The organism is Nocardia ninae NBRC 108245 (assembly GCF_007990755.1).
GTDB classification, from domain to species: domain Bacteria; phylum Actinomycetota; class Actinomycetes; order Mycobacteriales; family Mycobacteriaceae; genus Nocardia; species Nocardia ninae.
Genome location: NZ_BJXA01000004.1, coordinates 99,731 through 119,839, shown reverse-complemented (window position 1 = coordinate 119,839; position 20,109 = coordinate 99,731). Strand labels below are relative to the sequence as shown.

The window sequence follows — 20,109 nt, the reverse complement described above, 5'->3', positions numbered from 1 at the left end:
GCTCGTTGAACGGTAACGGGAAGGCACACGGCGGCAATGTCGTGCTGCCCAAGCGTTTCCACACCCAGGTAGAGGTCAGATGGTCGGACATGGATGCTTTCCAGCATGTGAACCATGCCCGGATGGTGACCCTGCTGGAGGAGGCGCGGATCCCGTGGCTGCTCGAGCCCGGTAGGCCGACCGCCGCGCTCGGCACCGGCTGTGTGCTGGCCGACCTGCGGGTGCGCTACCGCGGTCAGCTGCGGCACGAGGACACGCCGCTCGATATCGCCATGTGGATCGAGCAGCTGCGGGCGGTCGACTTCACCATCGGCTACGAGGTGCGTGCCGCGAGTGCGGCGCCGGACTCGCCGGCCGCGGTGATCGCGTCCACCCAGATCGCCGCGTTCGACATGTCCGCGCAGCGGTTGCGCAGGCTCACCGATGCCGAACGCGACTATCTCGCCGAGTGGATGGACTGATCCACATCGGTAGTCACGTAAAGCGAACGGCAGCACAGCCGTGATGCCGGAACAACGTGTGCTGCACGTGCCCGATCCGGCGGAGCGAGAGAATCTCGCGACGTTCCTGACTCGGGCACTGCGGCTGGACCCCGCGGTGGTGGTACGCATCCGCCGCCGCGGGGAGCAGCACGTCTCGGCCTGGGTGGCAACGGGGTTCGAGGCGCTCGCGGTCCGCACCATCGTCGGCGAGCTCGGCGTCGACGACGTCACCGTGGGCGCCGACATGGTGCTGGCCGGCCTCGCCTCCGGCCTGCCCATCGACCTCGGCTTTTCGATGGACTCCGCCTGGCGTGGCGCTTTGCCGCCGATGGACGGTTTCACCCACGTCGAGGACGTCCCGGCGCGCACCCTGGTCGAACTCGCCGAGCAAGGCGCGCGATTGGCCAAGGAACACGGCAGCAGTCACGGCCCGCCCGCCTCGCTGCTCGACCAGCCCGTACTGACCGTCTCCGGTGGCGACATCGAGGTGGAGGTCCCGATGCGTGTCGTCTTCGCCCTCACCGCAATGGATTTCATCCCGCACTCCGGTGACAAGGCCGACCCCGCCCGCATCCTCCCCACCGAAATCGTCAGAGTCCGCGCCACCAACACCTGGCTGCGCATCGACGCCCGTTACGGTTCGGTGGCCCGCCGCCGAGGCGGCGGCATCTCCCTCTCCCCGAGCTGACCCACCGCCGACGGCTCAGCAGGGCAGGGTGGACGGGCGGGTCAGGGGAGACCGAGTAGGCGTAGGAGGGCGGTGGTTGTTGCGGCGGCGAGGATTACCAGCAGGATGGGTTGTTTGCGCCAGGCCAGCAACGCGGCGACGAGAACGCCTGCGGGCAGCGCGAATCCGAAGTGGCCGGAGGCGGTGGGCAGCGCGGTGACTGCCACCAGAGCGGCGAGCAGGACGACGGCGCCGACCTCCAGGAGCTGAATTGTGCGGGCGGGGAAGCGGATACGGTCGCGGAGCGCTGGTCCGGACCAGCGGAAGGCGTAGGTTCCGAGAGCGAGGGCGATCATGCCTGCGATCAGCATCATTCGACACCTGATTCGCATGTGGTCCGCTCGCAATTCGGCGCTGGTGCAACAGCTTCCGATTCGGCAGTGGTTCCTTTGCCACCCCGAGGCCGCACGAAGAACAACCCCGAAAGCGCCACCAGCACAGGCATTCCCGCAGGCAAGAACGGCGCACTGGCGACCGCCGCCGCAGCTCCCACCAACGCCGCACGCCGTGTCGCTATGTCCCGCAACGCCGGAATGATCAACGCGAGCAGCACAGCAGGGAACACCGCGTCCAACCCGAACGCCGCGGTATCCGGTACGAAGGACCCGATCAGCGCACCGAGCGCGGCACCGACTGGCCAGGCCAGCAGCACGCCGAAACCGCACGCCCAGTAGGCAGCCCGCTTCCGCTCGGCATCGGGTTGGGCCAGCGACATCGCCACCGACTCGTCGTTCATCAGGTGCACCCCGAGGAACCGCCGCCACCCGGTGCCGACCACATCGGGCACCGACAACCCGTACGGCAGATGCCGAGCATTGACCACCAGCCCGGCCAGCACGGCCGCGATCGGACTGCCGCCGGCCGCGACGATCCCGATGAACAGAAACTCCGCACCTCCGGCGAGTACCACGATCCCGAGCGCAATGGGCAGCCACGCAGGGAGGCCGGTGGTCACCGCGGTCGCGCCGTAGGACACCCCGATCACCGCGACGGCAAGGCACACCGCCGCGATCCCGGAGAACGTATCCCGCCCGAGTGTTCGCCATATCGAACGCATGTAGCTTATAGTGAACACAGCGAACCGATCCGTCAATATGGTTTCCTGTTGAGTGTTCGATCACACGATGGGAGGGCAAGTGGCACAGCGGGACTCACCGGCGCAGACACCCCAGGCGGTGATCGCTGCCGCTTTGCGCCGTGAACGCACCCGCGCCGGCTTGTCCCTCACCGAGGTGGCGAACCGCGCGGGCATCGCGAAATCCACCCTCTCCCAACTGGAATCGGGCACCGGCAATCCGAGCCTGGAGACCCTGTGGGCATTGTGCGTCGCATTGGACATGCCCTTCTCCGGCCTGCTCGACCCGCCACGCCCCACCGTTCAGGTGATCCGCGCGGGGGAGGGCCCCGTGGTCGCTGCCGCGGAATCCGACTACCGCGCGACCCTGCTGGCGGCGAGCCCACCCAACTCCCGCCGCGACCTGTTCCGGATCACCGCCGAGCCAGGCCACGCGCGCCGCTCCGAGCCGCACATTCCAGGTGTGGTCGAGCACGTACTACTCGCGAGCGGTCGCGCCAAAGTCGGCTTGATCGACGAACCCGTCGACCTATCCCCGGGCGACTACATCTCCTACCCGGGCGATCTCCCACACGTTTTCGAAGCACTGGAGCCCGCCACCTGGGCGACCCTCGTGATCGAATACACCTAAACCCCTATATCGAACCCGGGGCTAGGCGGCGCCTTCACCCAGGTACTGCAACCACACCGGGTCCAGGTCGGCTGTCGTGGACAGCAGCCGCCAATGCGGTCCCTTCGGCGAGACCAGCGGTGAGCGCAAGGTCCAGCCCAGTTCGCTCAGCATCTTGTCGGCCTTGCGGTGATTGCACGGCGCACAGCTGGCGACGCAGTTCTCCCAGGAGTGTTCCCCGCCCCGGCTGCGCGGGATGACGTGGTCGATGGTTTCGGCTTTGCCGCCGCAGTAGCCGCAGCGATAGCGGTCGCGGTGCATGAGTGCGGCGCGGGTCATCGGGACGCGGGCCCGATACGGCACGTGGACATAGGTGCGCAGGCGGATCACCGAGGGGATCGTGACGGCGGATTCGGCGGAATGGACGACCGGACCTTCGACGTCGTGATGGACGGTGTCGGCTTTATCGCAGATGAGCAAGACGATCGCGCGACGCGCGGACAGAGCGGTGAGCGGCTCGTAGGTGGCGTTCAGAAGCAGCACCCGGCGCTTCAACCAGCTCGGACTCTCGCTGTGCGGCGGTGCGGAGCGGTGCGCATGATCGGCGTGACCGTGATGCGCGCCCGGATAATGATCGGACAAGATGTGCAGCGGAGTAGCCCCCGACCCACGATTGTGGACGTCGGCGGGCTGGAGTTGTCGGTGTGTGCGCGCCTCGTGTGATCTGGCGCTGTGCCGCTGCTTCATCTGGACCTCAATTTCATGATTGGCAGGATCATGCTGTTAGCTCGGCAGAGATTGCCACCCAGTTGACCATGGAACGTCGGCTATTGCACGGTGATTTTCAACAATGTCCGGTTAACTGTGGCTGAAGAGCCGCCGGCCCGCGATTTACCGTCCCGAGAAACCGCGGTGTGGGCTGCCGATGCCGAGCGCGGGCACAATGGACGTCGGCGCATCCAGCGAATCGAGAGGGTCTATGACTTCGGGCGAGCAGACAGCAGCGGCTTCGGCAGAACAGGCGACGTCGTTCTATGACGCGGTCGGCGGGGCGGAGACGTTCCGGCGCATCGTGGCGGCGTTCTACCGCGAGGTGGCGACCGACGAGGTGCTGCGCCCGCTCTATCCCGAGGAAGATCTCGGCCCGGCCGAGCGCCGACTGCGCATGTTCCTGGAGCAGTACTGGGGTGGGCCGCGGACCTACGGCGAGGAGCGCGGGCACCCTCGGCTGCGGATGCGGCATCACCCGTTCACCATCGGTCCGCTGGAGCGCGACGCGTGGTTGCGTTGCATGCGAATCGCCGTAGCCGAGATAGAACCCGAGCTACTCGATGACGAGCACCGCAAGGTGCTGCTGGACTATCTGGAGATGGCGGCGAATTCGCTGATGAACGCCCCCTGGTGAGGGCGTTTGGCGCCAGAGCCGAGACGGGCCGAGGGTTTTCGGCGCGTCGCGGCGGACGCTGGCGATTTGCCGGAAGTTGAGATCACTGCTCCGCCTAAGGGTTTTTGCCGCAAAACTTTGGCACTATTGCAGGTGTGACTGATACACCCGCCGTGCTGGTGCCGGTGGATCGCGCCAAGCAACCATGGTGGCGGTCGGCCGTTTTCTACCAGGTTTATCCCCGATCATTCGCGGACTTCGATGGCGACGGGGTCGGTGACCTCGGTGGCGTCCGGGAGAAACTCGGCTACCTCGAACTGCTCGGCATCGACGCACTCTGGGTGTGTCCGGTGATGACGTCGCCGATGGCCGACGGCGGCTACGACGTGGCCGATCCGCGCGATATCGACCCCCTGTTCGGTGGCCTCGCCGCCATGGACGAGCTGATCGCCGAGGCGCACCTGCGCCACATCAAGATCACGATGGACCTGGTGCCCAACCACACCAGCAACGAACATCCCTGGTTCCTCGCGGCGCTGGAAGCCGGACCAGACAGCCCGGAACGGGCCCGCTACCTCTTCCGGGACGGACGTGGCCCCGGCGGCGACGCCCCACCGAACAACTGGCCGAGCATCTTCGGCGGCCCCGCCTGGACCAGGATTACCGAGCCCGACGGCACGCCGGGCCAGTGGTACCTGCACATCTTCGCGCCCGAACAGCCCGACCTGAACTGGGAAAACCCGGAGGTTGCCGCCGATTTCGAGAAGACCCTGCGGTTCTGGCTCGACCGCGGCGTCGACGGCTTCCGCCTCGACGTGGCGCACGGTATGGCGAAACCGGCCGGGCTGCCCGATATGGCGGTGGCCAAGTCCAGCATGCTGTCCAACGACGACGATGATCCGCGCTTCAACAACCCCGCCGTGCACGAGATCCACCGCCGCATCCGCAAGGTGCTCGACGACTATCCGGACGCGGTGTCGATCGGCGAGGTCTGGGTGAACGACAACACTCGATTCGGCGAGTACCTGCGCCCCGACGAGCTACACCTGGCCTTCAATTTCCGGCTGGCCAAGACCGACTTCGACGCCGACCACGTCCGTGCGGCGATCGACAATTCGCTCGCCGCGGTCGCGCCGGTCGCGGCCGCACCCACCTGGACGCTGTCCAACCACGACATCGCCCGGGAAGTGACCCGCTACGGCGGCGGTGCGGTGGGTGAGGCGCGGGCCCGCGCAATGCTGCTGGTCGAGCTCGCGCTGCCCGGCACGGTCTTCATCTACAACGGCGCCGAACTCGGTTTGCCGAACGTGGACGACCTACCCGACGAGGTACTGCAAGACCCGGCGTGGGAACGGTCGGGGCACACCGAACGCGGCCGCGACGGCTGCCGGGTGCCGATCCCGTGGGAGGGCACCACACCCCCGTTCGGATTCACCACCGGCACACCGTGGCTGCCGATGCCGGCCGACTGGGCGGGACGCACCGTGGAAGCGCAGCTCGAGGAACTCGGCTCCACTCTCTCGCTCTACCGGATGGCCATCGAATTACGCGGCCTGCGACCGGAATTCAGCGGTGACCGGATCGAGTGGTACGGCAGCCCGCCCGGGTGCCTCGCCTTCCGCCGCGAAGGTGGCCTGGTCTGTGTGCTGAACGCGTCGAACATACCCACCCAGCTGCCACCCGGTGACGTGCTGCTGGCCAGCGCCGCGCTCGACGGTGGTCAGCTGCCGCCGAACACGGCCGCGTGGTTGGTCTAGCGGGCGCGGTTGTCCGCGGAACTTTTCGGTGGGCAGACTGCGGAAGCCGCTGCGGCAGAACGATGCTGAAGGCATAGGGACCGCGGCGTCCACTCGGACAGGTACACGTAGTTGTGCTGGGGTGTTGCTGTGTGCGGCTACACCCCAGCGTGGGGAGGGCTGCGCCCGTAGCGATTGATCGTTGCGAGCCAGTCGGCCGCGTCTATGCCGCCGGAAAGCCGCACCCGTCACGCCGAAATTTGCCTATGTGCGCGATGCATTTTTCCAATTGGACTAGTTCGTGCGGTCCAAATCGGCGTTCAGGGGGCTTGCGTTTTAGTCCAAATCGCTGGTCGACGGGGTTGTCGTCGACCCGAACGCGGTTCGCTCTCAGCGAAGTTACACATTTGTGATTTTTGCTCGCGGGGACTGGCCGTGAGCGGTCGCGGAATGGGAGACTGGTCGGTGCCCCCAGTGCAGTGGGGGGCCGCGCTCGGCTTAACCAGCCTGTAGCGCGCAGTGCCGCGATGGTCCCGAATTCGGCTGCACCCACGATGCTTTGGGGTTCGCGAGGCACGCGAGGCTCAACGGCTGGTACCCACCTCATAGTGGATCCGGACCACGAGCGCCGATCGCAGTGGTCGGCGCGCAGCATCGCGGCCCGCGGACTCCTTCGTTACACAGGTTGAGGAGTTGACGTGACCGGTTTTGTCGTGTCCGCCGGAGTGCCGAGGTGCGTGCGGCGTCGGAGAGCTGGCTGTGGCGCGTGGCTCGATGGCGCACTACGTCGGGTTCCGGGTGGTGCTGACTGCCGTTCACCGCGGTGAGGGCCGAGGTGTCCGCGGCCGAGAAGGCAGGCACCGAGCTGAAACTCACGCTCGATCTCGACGGCGCCTCTTACGACCGACTGCGCACGGAGTTCCTGGAGATGACCACCGAGGCGCAGCGTTCATCGGGGTTGTCCAGGGCTGCTGTCGCGAAACGCTGCGCCGGTAAGCCCGGACGGCAGACGGTGTACAACTACGCCGGAAACCCCACCTACACGAGCTTCCCGAAGCCCGCGCTGCTCCAAAAGTATTTGGAGAGCTGCGAACTCCCACCGGAGCAGATCGAGTTCGCGGTGGCCCGCTGCGCGGAGATCAGGCGCAGGTTCCCGGAGGCGGGCAAGGCAGGGCTCCGCGGAACAGAAGAGTCGCCCCGGCCCCAGGCCGACGGTGTGCACTCTCCCGGACGGTACGTGAGCGGCTCCGGGCCGGTTGCCGGGCAGCGGGAAACCGTTTTGCCGAACACCGTGAACGCCGGTCCCGGCACCCCGTTGTCTGCTCAGCCGGGTGGCTGGTCGGAGTGGTGGCGTGGGCTTACCCAACGGTTTTCGCCGAGAAGAACCTTCTCGCCGGCTGATGTCTACGGCTCCGTCGGCACGCGGTTCATCACGCCCCTGCCGGCCACACAGTACGAGCCGCACGCGTACGAACCGTGGCAGCCGCGCGATCCCGCGGTGCGGGCAGTAGGCGCAGAGTCGGCAACGCAGGGCCACCGTTGGTGGGTCGGCAGCGTGCTGCGGGATTCGGGGGTGCGGGTCTCGCCAGGTCGAATGGCATTGCGGTTCGTTCGCGAAGAACTCGCTGACCCGCGCTCCCTCGAGAATCTCACCGCGGCGTCGCTCATCCGCAAGGCTTATGGTGCCGCGGGGATCACCTTGCGGACCCGCGCGGGCGAACAGGCCGAGGCCGGCGTGCACGTGCCGTTCGAGAACGCCGAGCCGGGCGACATCCTCATCCTGGCCGATGGCCGTGAATGTCTTTATGCGGGCAATGGACTCGCGTTGTTGTTCGCCTCGTCGGTGGGCGGATCATACGGCTGGCTGATCCCCCGGGATCAGGTTCGGACGACACGCCGCATCACGTGGGAGTCTGTACTGCTGGCGGACCGCCCTGCGCAGAGTCCTCCCACACCAACAGTTTTCGATGCGGTTCCGCCGTCGTCGACCGACATTCCGCCGGGCCCGCGAGACGGTGCACCCGCGCAGCAGGTAACGATGCCGTCGCGCCCGGCCGACTCGTCGACCGAGCGCGTCATATCGGAGTACGAGGCGGTCATGGGTGCGGTGACCGAACGGGTCGAGGCCGCGGCGCGGGCCGCCGAACCGGGACCGGCCGCGCTGCGGGCGATCGACCGCCTGGTCTTCCCGTACGCGGGATCGCAGGCATGGCTCGTCCGCGAGGCCTTCAAGGCCATCGACCTGCCGCTGCCACCCGATATCCGCTTCGAGTTGCCGGTGATGGCGGTCGCCGTCCGCCACGTCGACCTGCGCCCCGGCGATATCGTGTTCACCGAATCCGGCGTGCTCGGAATCTACGGTGGCCGAGGTGAACTCGTATATCTGGGGCCGGCGGGCACCAAGGCCACCAGCGTGCTGCAGCCCGCGTTGTATGTGGCGGCGTGGCGGGTGACCGCCGTGCCTGCGCGGACCGGCTATGGGCTGGTGAGCTCGGTGGCGGTGGTCGATCATGACGGCACCGGACGCCTCGCGCGGATCTACCGGGCCGGTGAGCGACGTAGCGGCCGTCATCGCCGGGTTCCGGAAACGGCCGAGGTCGTCGCCATGGTGATCGAGGTGGTCGAGCGCGCGAAGCAGCGCGGGGTCGCCGTGCCGTTGAGCGGACGAGAGTTGTTCACGGCGGCCAAGATTCGAGGCGGAGTCGAGTTCACCTCGGTGACGACCGCATGGGATCCGGTGCGGGAACCGGTGTATCCACGTGACGCTCGGCTCCGCAACATTCAAGCGGTGTCTCCCGCGGACTCCGCGACGGCCGCGGAGTTGATGATGGCGCGGTTGGCCACGGCCGCCGCGGGTCGGTGGTCTGCCCGGAATCGGCCGGGGGTCGCGTAGGACCAGGGCTTTCGCTGGCCGCCACTACGGCGCCGCGAAATTCTCGAACGTCTGCTTTTCCGTACAATCTGCACTGGTGTATTTGCATTTGCAATCTCGAGCGGTAGGTATATCGGCGGCTCAAACACTTTGCTGCATGCAGTTTGTCGAGACTTCCGTTGTCGAGTACTGCGCAGTTTTCTCGTAGTGGCGCCTATAACGCCTCGTTGCCCGGCGGTCCGACCATCGCGTTCAGGGACGGTCCACTGGTTCACACTGCTTCTCGGGCGCATTCTCTGTGCGCGAGTCGGGAGGGCCGGAGTCAGATTGCTGTGCTCGCGTAACCCGGTGCATGGTGGACTGGTTGCCGACGCAACCTCGACGGTCGTTCGTCATCCTTGTGCGGCCTTCCCTCTGGTGCAAATTTCCAAAAGCACAGGTAAGAGCGATGCATCAGAGTCCAAATCCCTCCGTTTGGAACGACCTCCGAGGGCTGGCGGAGCTTGGTTGGAACGGTGCCGATTCGTATTTGGAATTCCAATTCCAAACGCGTCTATCGGTGTGTCTGCTTTTTGGAAGCTGCCGAGAGTTGCGCTCTACCGGACCGATTTCGCCATGGGCCGAGTCGCTTCTGCTGCAAGGGTGCAAAAGGAATGTTGAAACTCGGCCGGTCTTGGCTATGCTCGTATTCGTCCTCTCGCTGGCGAAGGGTGGCGGGCTCTCGAATCGGGCCCGCTGCGGATACCAGAGAAGAACTGCACGTAATCGTGCGTCGGTCGCATTCCCTGAATATTCCTGAGTTCGTGTTCCGTCGTGCTGATTCAGTGCTCGAACACGGATTCCTCACCTAGGAAGACGAAACGCAGATGCTGAATTCTCACCGCGATCCCGCGGGGGACGCCACGCGCACAGGTGATACCGGAGACCGGTCGGTCACCTCGAGCGCGCGGGACGACACCGCCGACAGTGTCCGGACGGATGTGCCGTCCGGCCCTGTGCTGCCTGTGTCGTTCCCGGTATCGGCAGGCCCGATCGGTGCCCGCCCCGCGACTGCCGGGCTGATCCGTCGCACGCTGCGGCTCGATATCCCGGTTGCGGTGGCCGGCGTGATGACGACCGCGACGTTCGCCGAGCTGGTCGGCAGCGGATGGCCTGACGATGTCGAGCATCGGACACTGGCCTGCTGCGCGCTCGTGTTCGCCCTCCGCACCGGGTGGCGGACCGCCCGGGCCCTGTGGCGGCGGTGCGGGCCGGAAGAGATCCAAGTCAGCGTCCGGTTTCGGCCTCCCCGCCCATGACCGGCGGGGTCGTCGCCGCGACCCGACACGAAACAGTCACAGTGCGACCAGAAGAGGAACTACTACAGAGCATCGTCTACCGTTGGACCGTGAGCATTCTCGAGACAGTGCTGATCTTCCTCGGCATCCCGCTGGTGGTCTACGGCGCGATTGCCGGATTGTCGTATCTCGGTAAGCCACTGCCCGGCGAGAAGCCTGCCCACTACGACCTCGGTCAGCAGTGGACGGCGGCGCCGGTGCTGTGGAGCGCGACCGACGAGGTGACGAACGCATTTCACCACGAAAGGGCCGAGGAGTCGCACGGCCATCACGCGGAGTCGTCGCATGGCCATCATGCGGCGCTCGAAGCCCCCAAGGCGGAGCTGATCGGAGGCCGGGCAAGTGGCAAGTTCTAAGTGGCCCGCGGTGGTCGAGTCCGACCTGCCGCACGGGTATGTGGTCACCACCAGCGGACGCGTCTCCGGCGTGCACGAGGCGGGTGACGTGTTCAAGGAGGCCCCGTTCAGCGACGAAGAGCGGCTGGCCATGGACAACGTGCTCACCGAGGCGACCCGCGCGACCAAGGTGCGCTTCAACGTCTACATCGGCGATCTCGGCGCCGATCCGGCCGCGGGTGCGGACGCGATCTTCCCCTCGACCCCCGAGGCGACCCGTTCGGTGCTCATCGCGGTCTCGCCCAACGACAAGGCGATCGAGGTCCGCTCCGGCCGCGACGTCGCCGACCGCGCGAACGACCGGGTCTGCCAACTCGGCGTCACCGCCGCATCGAGCTCGTTCCGGCAGGGCCAGCTGATCGACGGCCTGGTTTCCGCGGTTCGCGTGATGGCCGCCGCGATCGGCCGCTGAACCATCCCGCCCTTGCGGCGGAGTCACGAGTGCTGCTTCCGGCGCGCTCACCCACTGGGTGAGCGCGCCGGTGGCGTTTGCGGGCCTACTCGCGTGGGCGCGCCGGTGGCATCGCGATTATGTCGTCACAAGTCCAGACGCGGAAAATTTTCTCTTCGCTAGTACCAGAATTGGGGGTTGCCGCTCGGTGCGCCTGCCGCGCAGGGTGGTGGGATGAAAATTCTTGTGACCGGAGCTACCGGAAATATCGGACGGATGGTGGTCGACCACCTGCTCGCGGCGGGGGCACAGGACGTACGGGCGCTGTCGAATCATCCGGAGCGGACGAACTTTCCGGCCGGAGTGGAGGTCGTCAAGGGTTACCTGAAGCGGGTGTCGTCTTTGCCCGCCGCGTTCGAGGGGGTGGACCGGATGTATCTCGCCCCGGTCCTGGAAACCATCGACGAGGTCGTCGCGGCGGCGAAAGCCGCGGGCGTCCGGCACATCGTCGATCTGTCCGGCAACGAGTACACCGACTGGCAACCGATCGCGCGGGCCGTGGAGAACTCGGGGCTGGACTGGACGCATCTCTATGCCGGCGAATTCACCGAGAACGCCACCATCTGGGCCGACCAGATCCGGGCCGGTGACGTGCTGCCGGACGCCTACCCGGAGGCCGCCAACGCACCGCTGGTGATGGACGACATCGCCCGCGTCGCCGCGGCCGTCCTGCTGTCCGACGGTCACGCAGGCAAAGCTTACGAACTCACCGGGCCGGAAACGCTGACCAGAGCCGAGAAGATCAAGCAGCTCGGCGCGGCACTGGGCCGCCCCCTCAGGATGGTGAAAGTGTCACGGGAGGAGGCGATTCAACAGCTGACACCGGCCATGGGCGAATACGCCGAATGGTACGTCGACGGCCTCGCCACCATGGTCGAGCACCCGCAGCAGGCGAACACCATCATCGCCGACCTCACCGGCGCCCCCGCCACCACCTTCGCCCAGTGGGCCGCCGCCAATACCGCTCTCTTCCAGTGACATTCATGATCAACGGGACATGTCGGCCCACATCAGCCGTCATGTCCCGTTGATCATGGTGCGCTACCGGCTGTCGAATACCCGTGCGCGCAGGGCACGTTCGACGCCCGCCTTGCCCTCGATCACCAAACGGCGCAGGGCGGGCGGGTGCTCACCGGCCAGGAACTTGTCGGCCGCCGCGACCGCGTCGTCACTGATCGCCCAACTCGGGTAGAGGTTGACCACCACGGTCTGGGCGACCTCGCTGGAGCGCCGCTCCCACACGCCGGGGATCGCCGCGAAGTACCGATCCACGTAGGGCGCGAGCAGCTCGGCCTGACCGGCCGGAGCGAAGCCCGCGGCGATCGCGCGGGCGGTGATGTTGGAGATGGTGTCGTCCTCCACCACCTTGGTCCAGGCCTGCTCCTTCACCGCCGCGATGGGGCGCGCGGTCGCCGCGGTGGCTGCGTGCCGCTTGCCCGCCGCGGTCGGATCCTTGGCCAGCACCTGGTCGATGAACGGGGTATCGAGGCCGTCGGCGTCGATCTCGCCCGCCGCCGCCAGCGCGATCACCAGGCGCCAGCGCAGGTCGGTATCGATGACCAGCCCGGCCAGGCCGACCTTCGCCGGGTCGCCGTCGAGCAGCTCCTGCAACACCTCGGTGTGCCAGGCGGACAGCTTGGCCGCGGCGAGCGCGTTGACGAAGGCCAGCTGGTGATCCGAGCCGCCCCCGGCCTCGCGAGCCAGTTCGAGCAGCCGGTCGGCGTACACGGTCCAGCCGGTGCTCGCCGACCATTCCGGGTCGGCGTAGCTGCGCAGCGCCAGGTTCGCCTGCATCAGGAGTCGTTGCACCACACCGATTTCCGATTCCGCGCCGACGCCACGCTGGACCAGCGCGAGGAAGTCGCGGGCCCGGAACTCGGCCTGGCGGGTCATCTCCCAAGCCGCCGACCAGGCGAGGGTGCGCGGCAACGGCTCGGCGATATCGGCGATCCGGTTGACGAGCACGTCCAGCGATTCGGCGTCGAGGCGCACCGAGCAGTAGGTCAGGTCGTCGTCGTTGATCAGCACGAACTGCCCGCTCGCCACGCCGACCAACTCGGGCACCTCGGTGCGCTCGGCCGCCTGGACATCGAGCTCGACGCGCTTGGTGCGCACCAGCTTTCCGTCCTGGTCGTCGTAGACGCCGATGGCGAGCCGGTGTACGCGGCGCTCACCGGCGCCGGGCTCCGCGCCGCCCTGCAGGACGGCGAACGAGGTGAAGTTGCCGTCGCCGTCGACCGTGAAGTCGGGGCGCAGAGTGTTCAGGCCGGTGGTCTTGAGCCACTGCGCACCCCAGCCGGAAAGGTCACGGCCGGAAGACTTCTCCAGCGCCGCGAGCAGATCGTCGAAGGTGGCGTTGCCGTAGGCGTGATCGGCGAAGTAGGCCCGCAGACCCGCCAGGAACGGCTCCAGCCCCACGTAGGCGACCAGCTGCTTCAGCACGCTCGCGCCCTTGGCGTAGGTGATGCCGTCGAAGTTCACCTCGACGGCGGCCAGGTCGGGGATGTCCGCCGCGATCGGGTGGGTGGAGGGCAGCTGGTCCTGCTGGTACGCCCAGGACTTCTCCACATTCGCGAAAGTCGTCCAGGCACTGGTGTATTCGGTCGCCTCGGCCTGGCACAGCACCGACGCGAAGGTGGCGAACGACTCGTTCAGCCACAGGTCGTCCCACCACTTCATGGTGACCAGGTCGCCGAACCACATGTGCGCCATCTCGTGCAGCACGGTCTCGGCGCGCCGCTCGTAGGACGCGCGGGTCACCTTGGAGCGGAAGACGTAGTCCTCCAGGAAGGTCACCGCCCCCGCGTTCTCCATCGCGCCCGCGTTGAACTCCGGCACGAACAGCTGGTCGTACTTGCCGAACGCGTAGGGAACGCCGAAGTTGTTGTGGTAGAAGCCGAATCCCTGCTTGGTCTCGGTGAACAGCCGCTGTTCGTCCATGAACTCGGCCAGCGAAGCGCGGCAATAGATCCCGAGCGGGATGCTGCCGTGCTCGTCGGTGTAGACGTCGGTCCACTGCGCGTACGGGCCCGCGATGAGCGCGACCAAGTAGGTGCTCATCTTCGGAGTGGTACGGAAAACATGCCTACCCGGTTCCGCCGCAAGGGTTTCCACGACCGCGCCGTTGGAGATGACCTTCCACTCCGGCGCCGCCGTCACGCTGACGTCGAACGTGGCCTTCAGGTCCGGCTGGTCGAAGCACGCGAACATCCGCTTGGCATCGGCGGTTTCGAACTGTGAGTAGAGGTAGACCGAGTCGTCGGTCGGGTCGACGAAGCGGTGCAGGCCCTCGCCGGTGTTCGAATACTCGCAGTCGGCCTCCACCACCAGCTCGTTGCGCTCGGCCAGGTCGGGCAGCGTGATGCCGGTGGACTCGTCGTAGCCGGAGACATCGAGCGGGGTGCCGTTGAGCACCGCCGACCGCACGCCGCGGGCCACCAGGTCGATGAAGGTGCTCGCGCCCGGCGTCGCGGCGAAGGTGACCGTGGTCCGGGAGAAGAAGGTCTGCTCGCCCGGTTTGCCCGCACCGTCGGTCAGGTCCAGGTCGATGCGGTAGTTATCGACCGTCACTGTCGACGCGCGTTCGATCGCCTGGTCGCGAGTCAGGTTCGGTGCGGACATAGGGCTCCTTCGGGTTCGAAGAACTAGCTCGGGCGTTCCCCACGATGCCACCTGGGTAAGGTTGCCCGCGCGGGACTTTTTACTGAACCCTATCCAGGATCGGAGCTGCGGAGTGAAGCATGTGCACGCCGGCAAGGTGCGCGACCTCTACGAGGACGGCGACACCCTGCTGCTCGTCGCGTCCGATCGGGTCTCGGTCTACGACGTGGTGCTGCCGACGCCGATCCCGGACAAGGGCGCGCTGCTGACCCAGCTGTCCAACTGGTGGTTCGACTACTTCACCGACGTGCCCAACCACGTGGTCTCCGCCACCGACGTGCCCGCCGAGTTCGCCGGTCGCGCGATCCGGGTCAAGCCGTTGAAGATGGTGCAGGTCGAGTGCATCGCCCGCGGTTACCTGGTCGGCTCGGGGCTGAAGGAGTACCAGCGGGAAGGGTCGGTGTCCGGTGTCGCGCTGCCGCCCGGACTGCGCGAGGGTGACAAGCTGCCCGAGCCGATCTTCACGCCGACCACCAAGGCGTCCGAGGGGCACGACGAGTCCATCACCTTCGCGGATGTGGTGAACCAGGAGGGCCGCGAGGTCGCCGAGCAACTCCGCGACCTCACCCTGCACATCTACTCCCGCGGTGCGGCGCACGCCGCCGATCGCGGCGTCATCGTCGCCGACACCAAGGTCGAATTCGGCTGGGACGGTGACACTCTCACCCTCGGTGACGAGGTCTTGACCTCCGACTCGTCGCGCTTCTGGCCCGCCGCCGAATGGGAACCCGGCCGCGCGCAACGCTCCTTCGACAAGCAGTTCGTCCGCGACTGGGCCACCTCCACCGGCTGGGACAAGGAGCCGCCCGGCCCGGAGATCCCCGCCGACATCGTCGAGGTCACCCGCCAGAAGTACCGGGAGGCTTACGAACTCGTCACCGGCCGCGCCTGGACGGGTGTCGCGCAGTAGACGAACTCAGGCCTGGCCGAGGTAGTCCCGCAGCCGGTCGAGGAACGGTCGCTGGCCGGTGCCGAGCTTGTCGTGCGCGGTGGCCAGGTCGAACCAGTCGGCGCGGTCGATCTCCGGAAAGCTCGCCATCCGGCCGGACCGCGGCGGCCACTCCATCTCGAAGGTGCCCGGTACCACGTCGGCCGGGTCCAGATCGCCCTCGACCGCCCAGACGGTGACCGTCTTCTTGCCCTTACCGCTGCCGTACCGCACGTCGCCGAGCGGAATCCAGTCGCCGGGCGGCACGAACAGGCCGAGCTCCTCGTGGAACTCGCGACTGGCCGCCGCCCGCGCGTCCTCCAGTTCCGGCTCGTACTCGCCCTTCGGAATGGACCACGCGCCGCTGTCCTTGCGCGCGAAGAACGGCCCACCCATATGCCCGATCAGCACCTCGACGTCCGCGCCGTCGCGCCGCCGGAACACCAAAACGCCCGCACTGGTCTTATCCGTCACCCCATGCAGTCTGCCGTACGAGTCGCAGCGACCGCGGCAACCGTCGAGCGAGCCGCTCAGCGATGCCGGAGCTGGGCGGCGCGAAGGGTGAGGTAATGGTTCTCCGGCGCGCTGGGGGTGCGGCCCGCCGCGGTGGTGTAGCAGGCGATGGCGGCGTCGGGATTGCCTGCCATTTCGTGCAGGTGGCCGCGGACAGCGTCGAGCCGGTGGTTGCCTGCCAGCCGATCGTCGAGGGTCGCGGCGAGGTCCAGCCCGGCCTCGGGCCCGTGCACCATCGCGATCGCGACGGCCCGGTTGAGCGTGACCATCGGGTTGTCCGAGAGCTTTTCGAGCAGGTCGTACAGCGCGAGGATTTTGGTCCAGTCGGTTTCCTCGGCGCTACCGGCCTGCGCGTGCAGCACCGCAATGGCCGCTTGGATCTGATACGGCCCGGAAAGTCCCTGCGCGAGTGTGCTTGTCGCCAACGTGACGCCCTCGGTGATCTGCGCGCGATCCCACAGCGCACGGTTCTGCTCGGCGAGCGGAATCAGCTCGCCCTTGGCGCCGGTGCGGGCCGCACGCCGGGCATCGGTGAGCAGCATGAGCGCGAGCAGGCCGGTGACCTCGGTATCGTCGGGCAGCATGCGATGCACGGCGCGGGTGAGCCGAATCGCTTCAGCCGACAGGTCCGCGCGCTGTAATTCCGGGCCGGTCGTGCTGGTATTGCCTTCGTTGAAGATCAGATACAGCACATGCAGAACCGTTCCGAGCCGAGCATGCCATTCTGCCGAATCCCGGGTCGCTTCGCTCCTGCCCGTCGGTGCACCACCCGGCTGGGCGAACGGCCGCTCCAGCGTCGCCAGTTTCTTCTTCGCCCGTGTGATCCGTTGCGCCATGGTCGCTTCCGGCAGCAGGAACGCATGCGCGATCTCCGCCGTGCCGAGCCCGCCCACCGCTCGCAGAGTGAGCGCGATGGCGCTGGCCGAGGACAGCGCGGGATGGCAGCAGAGGAAGAACATCGCGAGGGTGTCGTCCTGATCGACCGGCATCGCGTCGGGCACGTCGCGGTCGAAGGCCGTTGTCTCCCTGCGCCGCCGGGCCACCTCGGCGCGCACCGCGTCGGCCATTCGGCGCTGCGCCACATGGATCAGCCAGCCGCGCGGGTTGTCCGGCAGACCGTCCACCGGCCACTGGGTCGCGGCCGCGAGCATGGCCTCCTGCAGCGCGTCCTCGGCAGTATCGAAATCACCGAACCGGCGGACCAACGCACCGAGGACCTGTGGCGCCAACTCGCGCAACAGGTCCTCGGCCCTCGCCGGGAGCGGTGTGTCGTCGGGCACCACTCGCCGGTTGGTCACAGGTCGCTGGCCGGGACGCTCATAACCGGCCGCACCTCGATGTATTCGCCGATCGGTTTGCCACCCGGCCCCGGTGCCGCCGAGGCTTTCGCGGCGATCTCGTAGGCCCGTTCCGGGCTTTCCACGTCGACGATCCAGTACCCGGCCAGGAATTCCTTCGTCTCCGGGAACGGTCCGTCGGTCACCACCGGCGCCGAGCGGCCGTCGGAGCTGACGATGCGGGCCTCGGTCGGACCGGCGAGCCCTTGCGCATCTACCAGCTCACCCGACTTGGCCAATTGCTCGCCGAGGGCGCGCTGAAAGTCTATGTGCGCCTGGATTTCTTCGGGGGACCATTCGTTGATCGGTGTGTCGCAGAACGCGGGGGCGGTGTAGGTCTTCAGCAGCATGTACTTCATCGGGTCCTCTTTCCGGCTACCGAGCGGTGCGCCCGTGTGGCGCGCTCGTGGTGTAGTCGGAGCCTGGCCCATCGATTCGACGCATCTCGCCGATCATCGAAGTGAGCTGCATCACAAGGGTTTCGAGGTGTCGGCCAACGCGTCCGGGTCGACCGGTTCGCCGGCGAGGATCAGTTCCTTGATCCGGTCGGTCACGTCCCAGACGTTCACATTCATGCCCGCGAGGATCCGGTTGTCCGAGTCGAGCCAGAACGCGACGAACTCGCGTTTGCCGACATCGCCGCGCGTCACCACCCGGTCGTAGTCGCCGGGGGCGGCGTAGCCGGTGTACTCCATGCCCAGGTCGTACTGGTCGGTGAAGAAGTAGGGCAGTCGGTCGTAACTGGCTTTCTTGCCGAGCATGGTCGCGGCGGCCACGGCGGGCTGGTTGAGCGCGTTGGCCCAGTGCTCCACGCGAATTCGGCGGTTGAGCACCGGATGCTGCTGTTCGGCGATGTCGCCGACGGCGACGATATCCGGGTCGCTGGTGGCCAGGTGTTCGTCGACGAGCACGCCGCCGTCGACGTCGAGCCCCGCCTCGGCGGCCAGTTCGATATTCGGCTTGGCACCCACCGCGATCAGCACGGCCTCGGCATCGAGCACGGTGTCGTCGGCGAGTTTCACCCCGCTCGCCAGCCTGGTGCCGATCCCTTCCTTCGTGGTGATCTCGCTGACCTGAACCCCGAGGCGTAGGTCGACCCCGTGCGACCGATGCAGGTCGGCGAACACCTCGCCCATTTCCGGCCCGAGCGCCCCGAGCAGTGGCTGCTCCGCGCTCTCGACTACGGTCACCTCGAGATCGGCGGCCCGGGCCGCCGCGGCGACCTCCAAGCCGATCCAGCCTGCCCCGATGATCACGATGCGCTGCGCGGCGCTCGCGAAGAGCTCGATCAGGGTGTCGGAGTCCTCGATGGTGCGCAGCGTGTACACGTTGGGCGCGTCGGCGCCCGGGATGGACAGGGTGCGCGGGGACGAGCCGGTGGCGAGCGCCAGCTTGTCGTAGGACACCGTCGAACCGTCCGGCAGCGAGACCGTCTTCGCGTCGCGATCGAGGCTTTCGACGGTCGTGCCGACCCGGACCTCGACGCGATGGTCGCGGTACCACTGACGCGGTTCGCAGGTGAATTCGGCGAGCTGTTTCTTGCCCGCCATATGGTCCTTGGACAGCGGTGGTCGCTCGTAGGGCAGCCACTCCTCCGCGCCGATGAGCGTCACCGAGCCGGGAAAGTCGTTGGCGCGCAATGCTTCCGCCAGCTTGGCCGCAGCCAGTCCGCCGCCGACGATGACGAAATGCTCATCCGAGGTCATTCGGACTCCTTGTCGAGAGGGAACCGGACTCCTGCGAATAGACCCTACTGGGGTGGGCGGCGCCGTCTCCCGAAAACGCGGGCACCGGATGGGAACGAATCGGGAGCCGGTGTGGTTGGTTCGGTATAGCGGCGGGGCACCAGCGCGCGCAGCGAGCGACATCATCCGCCACCGCCACCGCCGTCGAATATCCGAGTCGAGAGGACCCGCCGTGAGTGATCAAGGCTCCGCGAAAGACGTTGCCGATTTCTGGTTCGACCCGTTGTGCCCCTGGTGCTGGATCACCTCGCGCTGGATCCTCGAGGTCGAGCAGGTGCGCGACATCGAGGCGCGATTCCACGTGATGAGCCTGGCGGTACTGAACGAGAACCGGGAGGGCCTGCCCGACCAGTACAAAGAACTGCTCGCCTCCGGCTGGGGCCCGGTCCGCGTCGCTATCGCCGCCGCGCAGGAGCACGGCGACAAGATGCTGTCGCCGCTCTACACCGCGATGGGCACCCGCATCCACAACCGTCGCGCCGAGTACGAGCGGGACTCGCGCAAGGACTCCCTCGCCGCGGTGATCGCCGATTCGCTGGCCGAGGTCGGTCTGCCCGCCGAACTGGCGAAGGCTGCCGACAGCACCGACTACGACGAGGCGCTGCGCAAGAGCCACCACGAGGGCATGGACAAGGTCGGCACCGACGTGGGCACGCCGACGATCCACATCAACGGCACCGCGTTCTTCGGTCCAGTGCTGTCCCGGATCCCGCGCGGTGAGCAGGCGGGCAAGCTGTGGGACGCCGCGGTGACGCTGGCGGACTACCCGCACTTCTTCGAGCTCAAGCGCACCCGCACCGAAGATCCCGAGTTCGACTGAGCGATCGTGCGAGTGCCGCGTACGTGCGGCACTCGCA

At 67.2% G+C, this 20,109-nt stretch carries 20 protein-coding genes; 12 read left to right on the top strand and 8 right to left on the bottom strand.

All coding sequences use genetic code 11. From position 1 onward, the window contains the following. Window positions 1-5 precede the first annotated feature (5 nt). Together NN4_RS05700 and NN4_RS05695 are read left to right on the top strand one after the other, a co-directional pair. Window positions 6-461 carry an acyl-CoA thioesterase gene (locus NN4_RS05700; RefSeq protein WP_135237886.1) on the top strand — a complete coding sequence of 152 codons (456 nt, stop codon included), beginning with the start codon at window positions 6-8 and terminating at the stop codon, window positions 459-461. A gap of 43 nt (window positions 462-504) precedes the next feature. Then, on the top strand, window positions 505-1,170 hold the full coding sequence (locus NN4_RS05695) for a DUF8185 domain-containing protein (protein ID WP_147128887.1): 666 nt from the start codon (window positions 505-507) through the stop codon (window positions 1,168-1,170). Between the two features lie 41 nt (window positions 1,171-1,211). Here the strand turns inward: NN4_RS05695 and NN4_RS05690 are convergent, their stop codons facing one another. After that, window positions 1,212-1,523 carry an AzlD domain-containing protein gene (locus NN4_RS05690; protein ID WP_147128886.1) on the bottom strand — a complete coding sequence of 104 codons (312 nt, stop codon included), beginning with the start codon at window positions 1,521-1,523 and terminating at the stop codon, window positions 1,212-1,214. Continuing rightward, a complete protein-coding gene (locus NN4_RS05685; protein WP_147128885.1) occupies window positions 1,520-2,266 on the bottom strand; it encodes an AzlC family ABC transporter permease in 747 nt (248 codons plus the stop codon). The genes NN4_RS05690 and NN4_RS05685 overlap by 4 nt, the downstream gene beginning before the upstream one ends. A gap of 79 nt (window positions 2,267-2,345) precedes the next feature. On the opposite strand from NN4_RS05685, the gene NN4_RS05680 reads away from it, so the two are divergent. Further along, entirely contained in the window at window positions 2,346-2,915 is a 570-nt protein-coding gene (locus tag NN4_RS05680) for a helix-turn-helix domain-containing protein (RefSeq protein ID WP_234390759.1), read from the top strand. A gap of 21 nt (window positions 2,916-2,936) precedes the next feature. Here NN4_RS05680 and NN4_RS05675 read toward each other — a convergent pair whose 3' ends face one another. Then, a complete protein-coding gene (locus tag NN4_RS05675; RefSeq protein WP_228542192.1) occupies window positions 2,937-3,641 on the bottom strand; it encodes an HNH endonuclease in 705 nt (234 codons plus the stop codon). A 232-nt stretch (window positions 3,642-3,873) separates the two neighbouring features. Between NN4_RS05675 and NN4_RS05670 the strand changes: the two genes are divergently transcribed. The 7 genes from NN4_RS05670 (at window position 3,874) to NN4_RS05640 (ending at window position 12,047) form a co-directional block, all read left to right on the top strand. Beyond that, on the top strand, window positions 3,874-4,299 hold the full coding sequence (locus NN4_RS05670) for a globin (RefSeq protein ID WP_147128884.1): 426 nt from the start codon (window positions 3,874-3,876) through the stop codon (window positions 4,297-4,299). Window positions 4,300-4,433: 134 nt separating this feature from the next. Further along, complete coding sequence (locus NN4_RS05665; RefSeq protein WP_186818280.1) at window positions 4,434-6,035, top strand: glycoside hydrolase family 13 protein; 1,602 nt, start codon at window positions 4,434-4,436, stop codon at window positions 6,033-6,035. 802 nt (window positions 6,036-6,837) lie between these two features. Then, entirely contained in the window at window positions 6,838-8,907 is a 2,070-nt protein-coding gene (locus NN4_RS05660) for a hypothetical protein (RefSeq protein ID WP_147128883.1), read from the top strand. Between the two features lie 845 nt (window positions 8,908-9,752). Then, window positions 9,753-10,184 carry a hypothetical protein gene (locus NN4_RS05655; RefSeq protein ID WP_147128882.1) on the top strand — a complete coding sequence of 144 codons (432 nt, stop codon included), beginning with the start codon at window positions 9,753-9,755 and terminating at the stop codon, window positions 10,182-10,184. Between the two features lie 89 nt (window positions 10,185-10,273). Next, window positions 10,274-10,579 carry an aa3-type cytochrome oxidase subunit CtaJ gene (gene ctaJ / locus NN4_RS05650; protein ID WP_135235428.1) on the top strand — a complete coding sequence of 102 codons (306 nt, stop codon included), beginning with the start codon at window positions 10,274-10,276 and terminating at the stop codon, window positions 10,577-10,579. Beyond that, entirely contained in the window at window positions 10,566-11,030 is a 465-nt protein-coding gene (locus NN4_RS05645; protein ID WP_147128881.1) for a DUF5130 domain-containing protein, read from the top strand. Before ctaJ ends, NN4_RS05645 begins: the two co-directional genes overlap by 14 nt. 213 nt (window positions 11,031-11,243) lie before the next feature. Further along, window positions 11,244-12,047 carry an NAD(P)H-binding protein gene (locus tag NN4_RS05640; protein ID WP_147128880.1) on the top strand — a complete coding sequence of 268 codons (804 nt, stop codon included), beginning with the start codon at window positions 11,244-11,246 and terminating at the stop codon, window positions 12,045-12,047. Between the two features lie 63 nt (window positions 12,048-12,110). Here NN4_RS05640 and pepN read toward each other — a convergent pair whose 3' ends face one another. Beyond that, on the bottom strand, window positions 12,111-14,690 hold the full coding sequence (gene pepN / locus NN4_RS05635) for an aminopeptidase N (RefSeq protein WP_147128879.1): 2,580 nt from the start codon (window positions 14,688-14,690) through the stop codon (window positions 12,111-12,113). 112 nt (window positions 14,691-14,802) lie between these two features. Between pepN and NN4_RS05630 the strand changes: the two genes are divergently transcribed. Next, window positions 14,803-15,639, top strand: a complete 837-nt coding sequence (locus NN4_RS05630) for a phosphoribosylaminoimidazolesuccinocarboxamide synthase (protein WP_147128878.1) — start codon at window positions 14,803-14,805, stop codon at window positions 15,637-15,639. Between the two features lie 6 nt (window positions 15,640-15,645). On the opposite strand, the gene NN4_RS05625 is transcribed toward NN4_RS05630, so the two are convergent. The 4 genes from NN4_RS05625 to NN4_RS05610 form a co-directional block, all read right to left on the bottom strand. Beyond that, window positions 15,646-16,131 carry an NUDIX hydrolase gene (locus tag NN4_RS05625; RefSeq protein ID WP_147128877.1) on the bottom strand — a complete coding sequence of 162 codons (486 nt, stop codon included), beginning with the start codon at window positions 16,129-16,131 and terminating at the stop codon, window positions 15,646-15,648. A gap of 56 nt (window positions 16,132-16,187) precedes the next feature. Continuing rightward, window positions 16,188-17,468 (bottom strand): RNA polymerase sigma factor, encoded by a 1,281-nt coding sequence (locus tag NN4_RS05620; RefSeq protein ID WP_147128876.1) that lies wholly within the window; start codon window positions 17,466-17,468, stop codon window positions 16,188-16,190. After that, entirely contained in the window at window positions 17,465-17,866 is a 402-nt protein-coding gene (locus NN4_RS05615; RefSeq protein WP_147128875.1) for a YciI family protein, read from the bottom strand. The genes NN4_RS05620 and NN4_RS05615 overlap by 4 nt, the downstream gene beginning before the upstream one ends. Window positions 17,867-17,977: 111 nt before the next feature. Continuing rightward, complete coding sequence (locus tag NN4_RS05610; RefSeq protein WP_147128874.1) at window positions 17,978-19,213, bottom strand: NAD(P)/FAD-dependent oxidoreductase; 1,236 nt, start codon at window positions 19,211-19,213, stop codon at window positions 17,978-17,980. A gap of 211 nt (window positions 19,214-19,424) precedes the next feature. Here NN4_RS05610 and NN4_RS05605 point away from each other — a divergent pair, with 211 nt between their 5' ends. Next, window positions 19,425-20,072 carry a mycothiol-dependent nitroreductase Rv2466c family protein gene (locus NN4_RS05605; protein ID WP_147128873.1) on the top strand — a complete coding sequence of 216 codons (648 nt, stop codon included), beginning with the start codon at window positions 19,425-19,427 and terminating at the stop codon, window positions 20,070-20,072. Window positions 20,073-20,109 lie beyond the last annotated feature (37 nt).

Excerpts from the sequence above, each read along its gene's own strand:
- NN4_RS05695 (WP_147128887.1), top strand. The coding sequence starts at position 505 with ATGCCGGAACAACGTGTGCTGCACGTGCCCGATCCGGCGGAGCGAGAG.
- NN4_RS05690 (WP_147128886.1), bottom strand. The coding sequence starts at position 1,523 with ATGATGCTGATCGCAGGCATGATCGCCCTCGCTCTCGGAACCTACGCC.
- NN4_RS05685 (WP_147128885.1), bottom strand. The coding sequence starts at position 2,266 with ATGCGTTCGATATGGCGAACACTCGGGCGGGATACGTTCTCCGGGATC.
- NN4_RS05675 (WP_228542192.1), bottom strand. The coding sequence starts at position 3,641 with ATGAAGCAGCGGCACAGCGCCAGATCACACGAGGCGCGCACACACCGA.
- NN4_RS05670 (WP_147128884.1), top strand. The coding sequence starts at position 3,874 with ATGACTTCGGGCGAGCAGACAGCAGCGGCTTCGGCAGAACAGGCGACG.
- NN4_RS05655 (WP_147128882.1), top strand. The coding sequence starts at position 9,753 with ATGCTGAATTCTCACCGCGATCCCGCGGGGGACGCCACGCGCACAGGT.
- NN4_RS05640 (WP_147128880.1), top strand. The coding sequence starts at position 11,244 with ATGAAAATTCTTGTGACCGGAGCTACCGGAAATATCGGACGGATGGTG.
- pepN (WP_147128879.1), bottom strand. The coding sequence starts at position 14,690 with ATGTCCGCACCGAACCTGACTCGCGACCAGGCGATCGAACGCGCGTCG.
- NN4_RS05615 (WP_147128875.1), bottom strand. The coding sequence starts at position 17,866 with ATGAAGTACATGCTGCTGAAGACCTACACCGCCCCCGCGTTCTGCGAC.
- NN4_RS05610 (WP_147128874.1), bottom strand. The coding sequence starts at position 19,213 with ATGACCTCGGATGAGCATTTCGTCATCGTCGGCGGCGGACTGGCTGCG.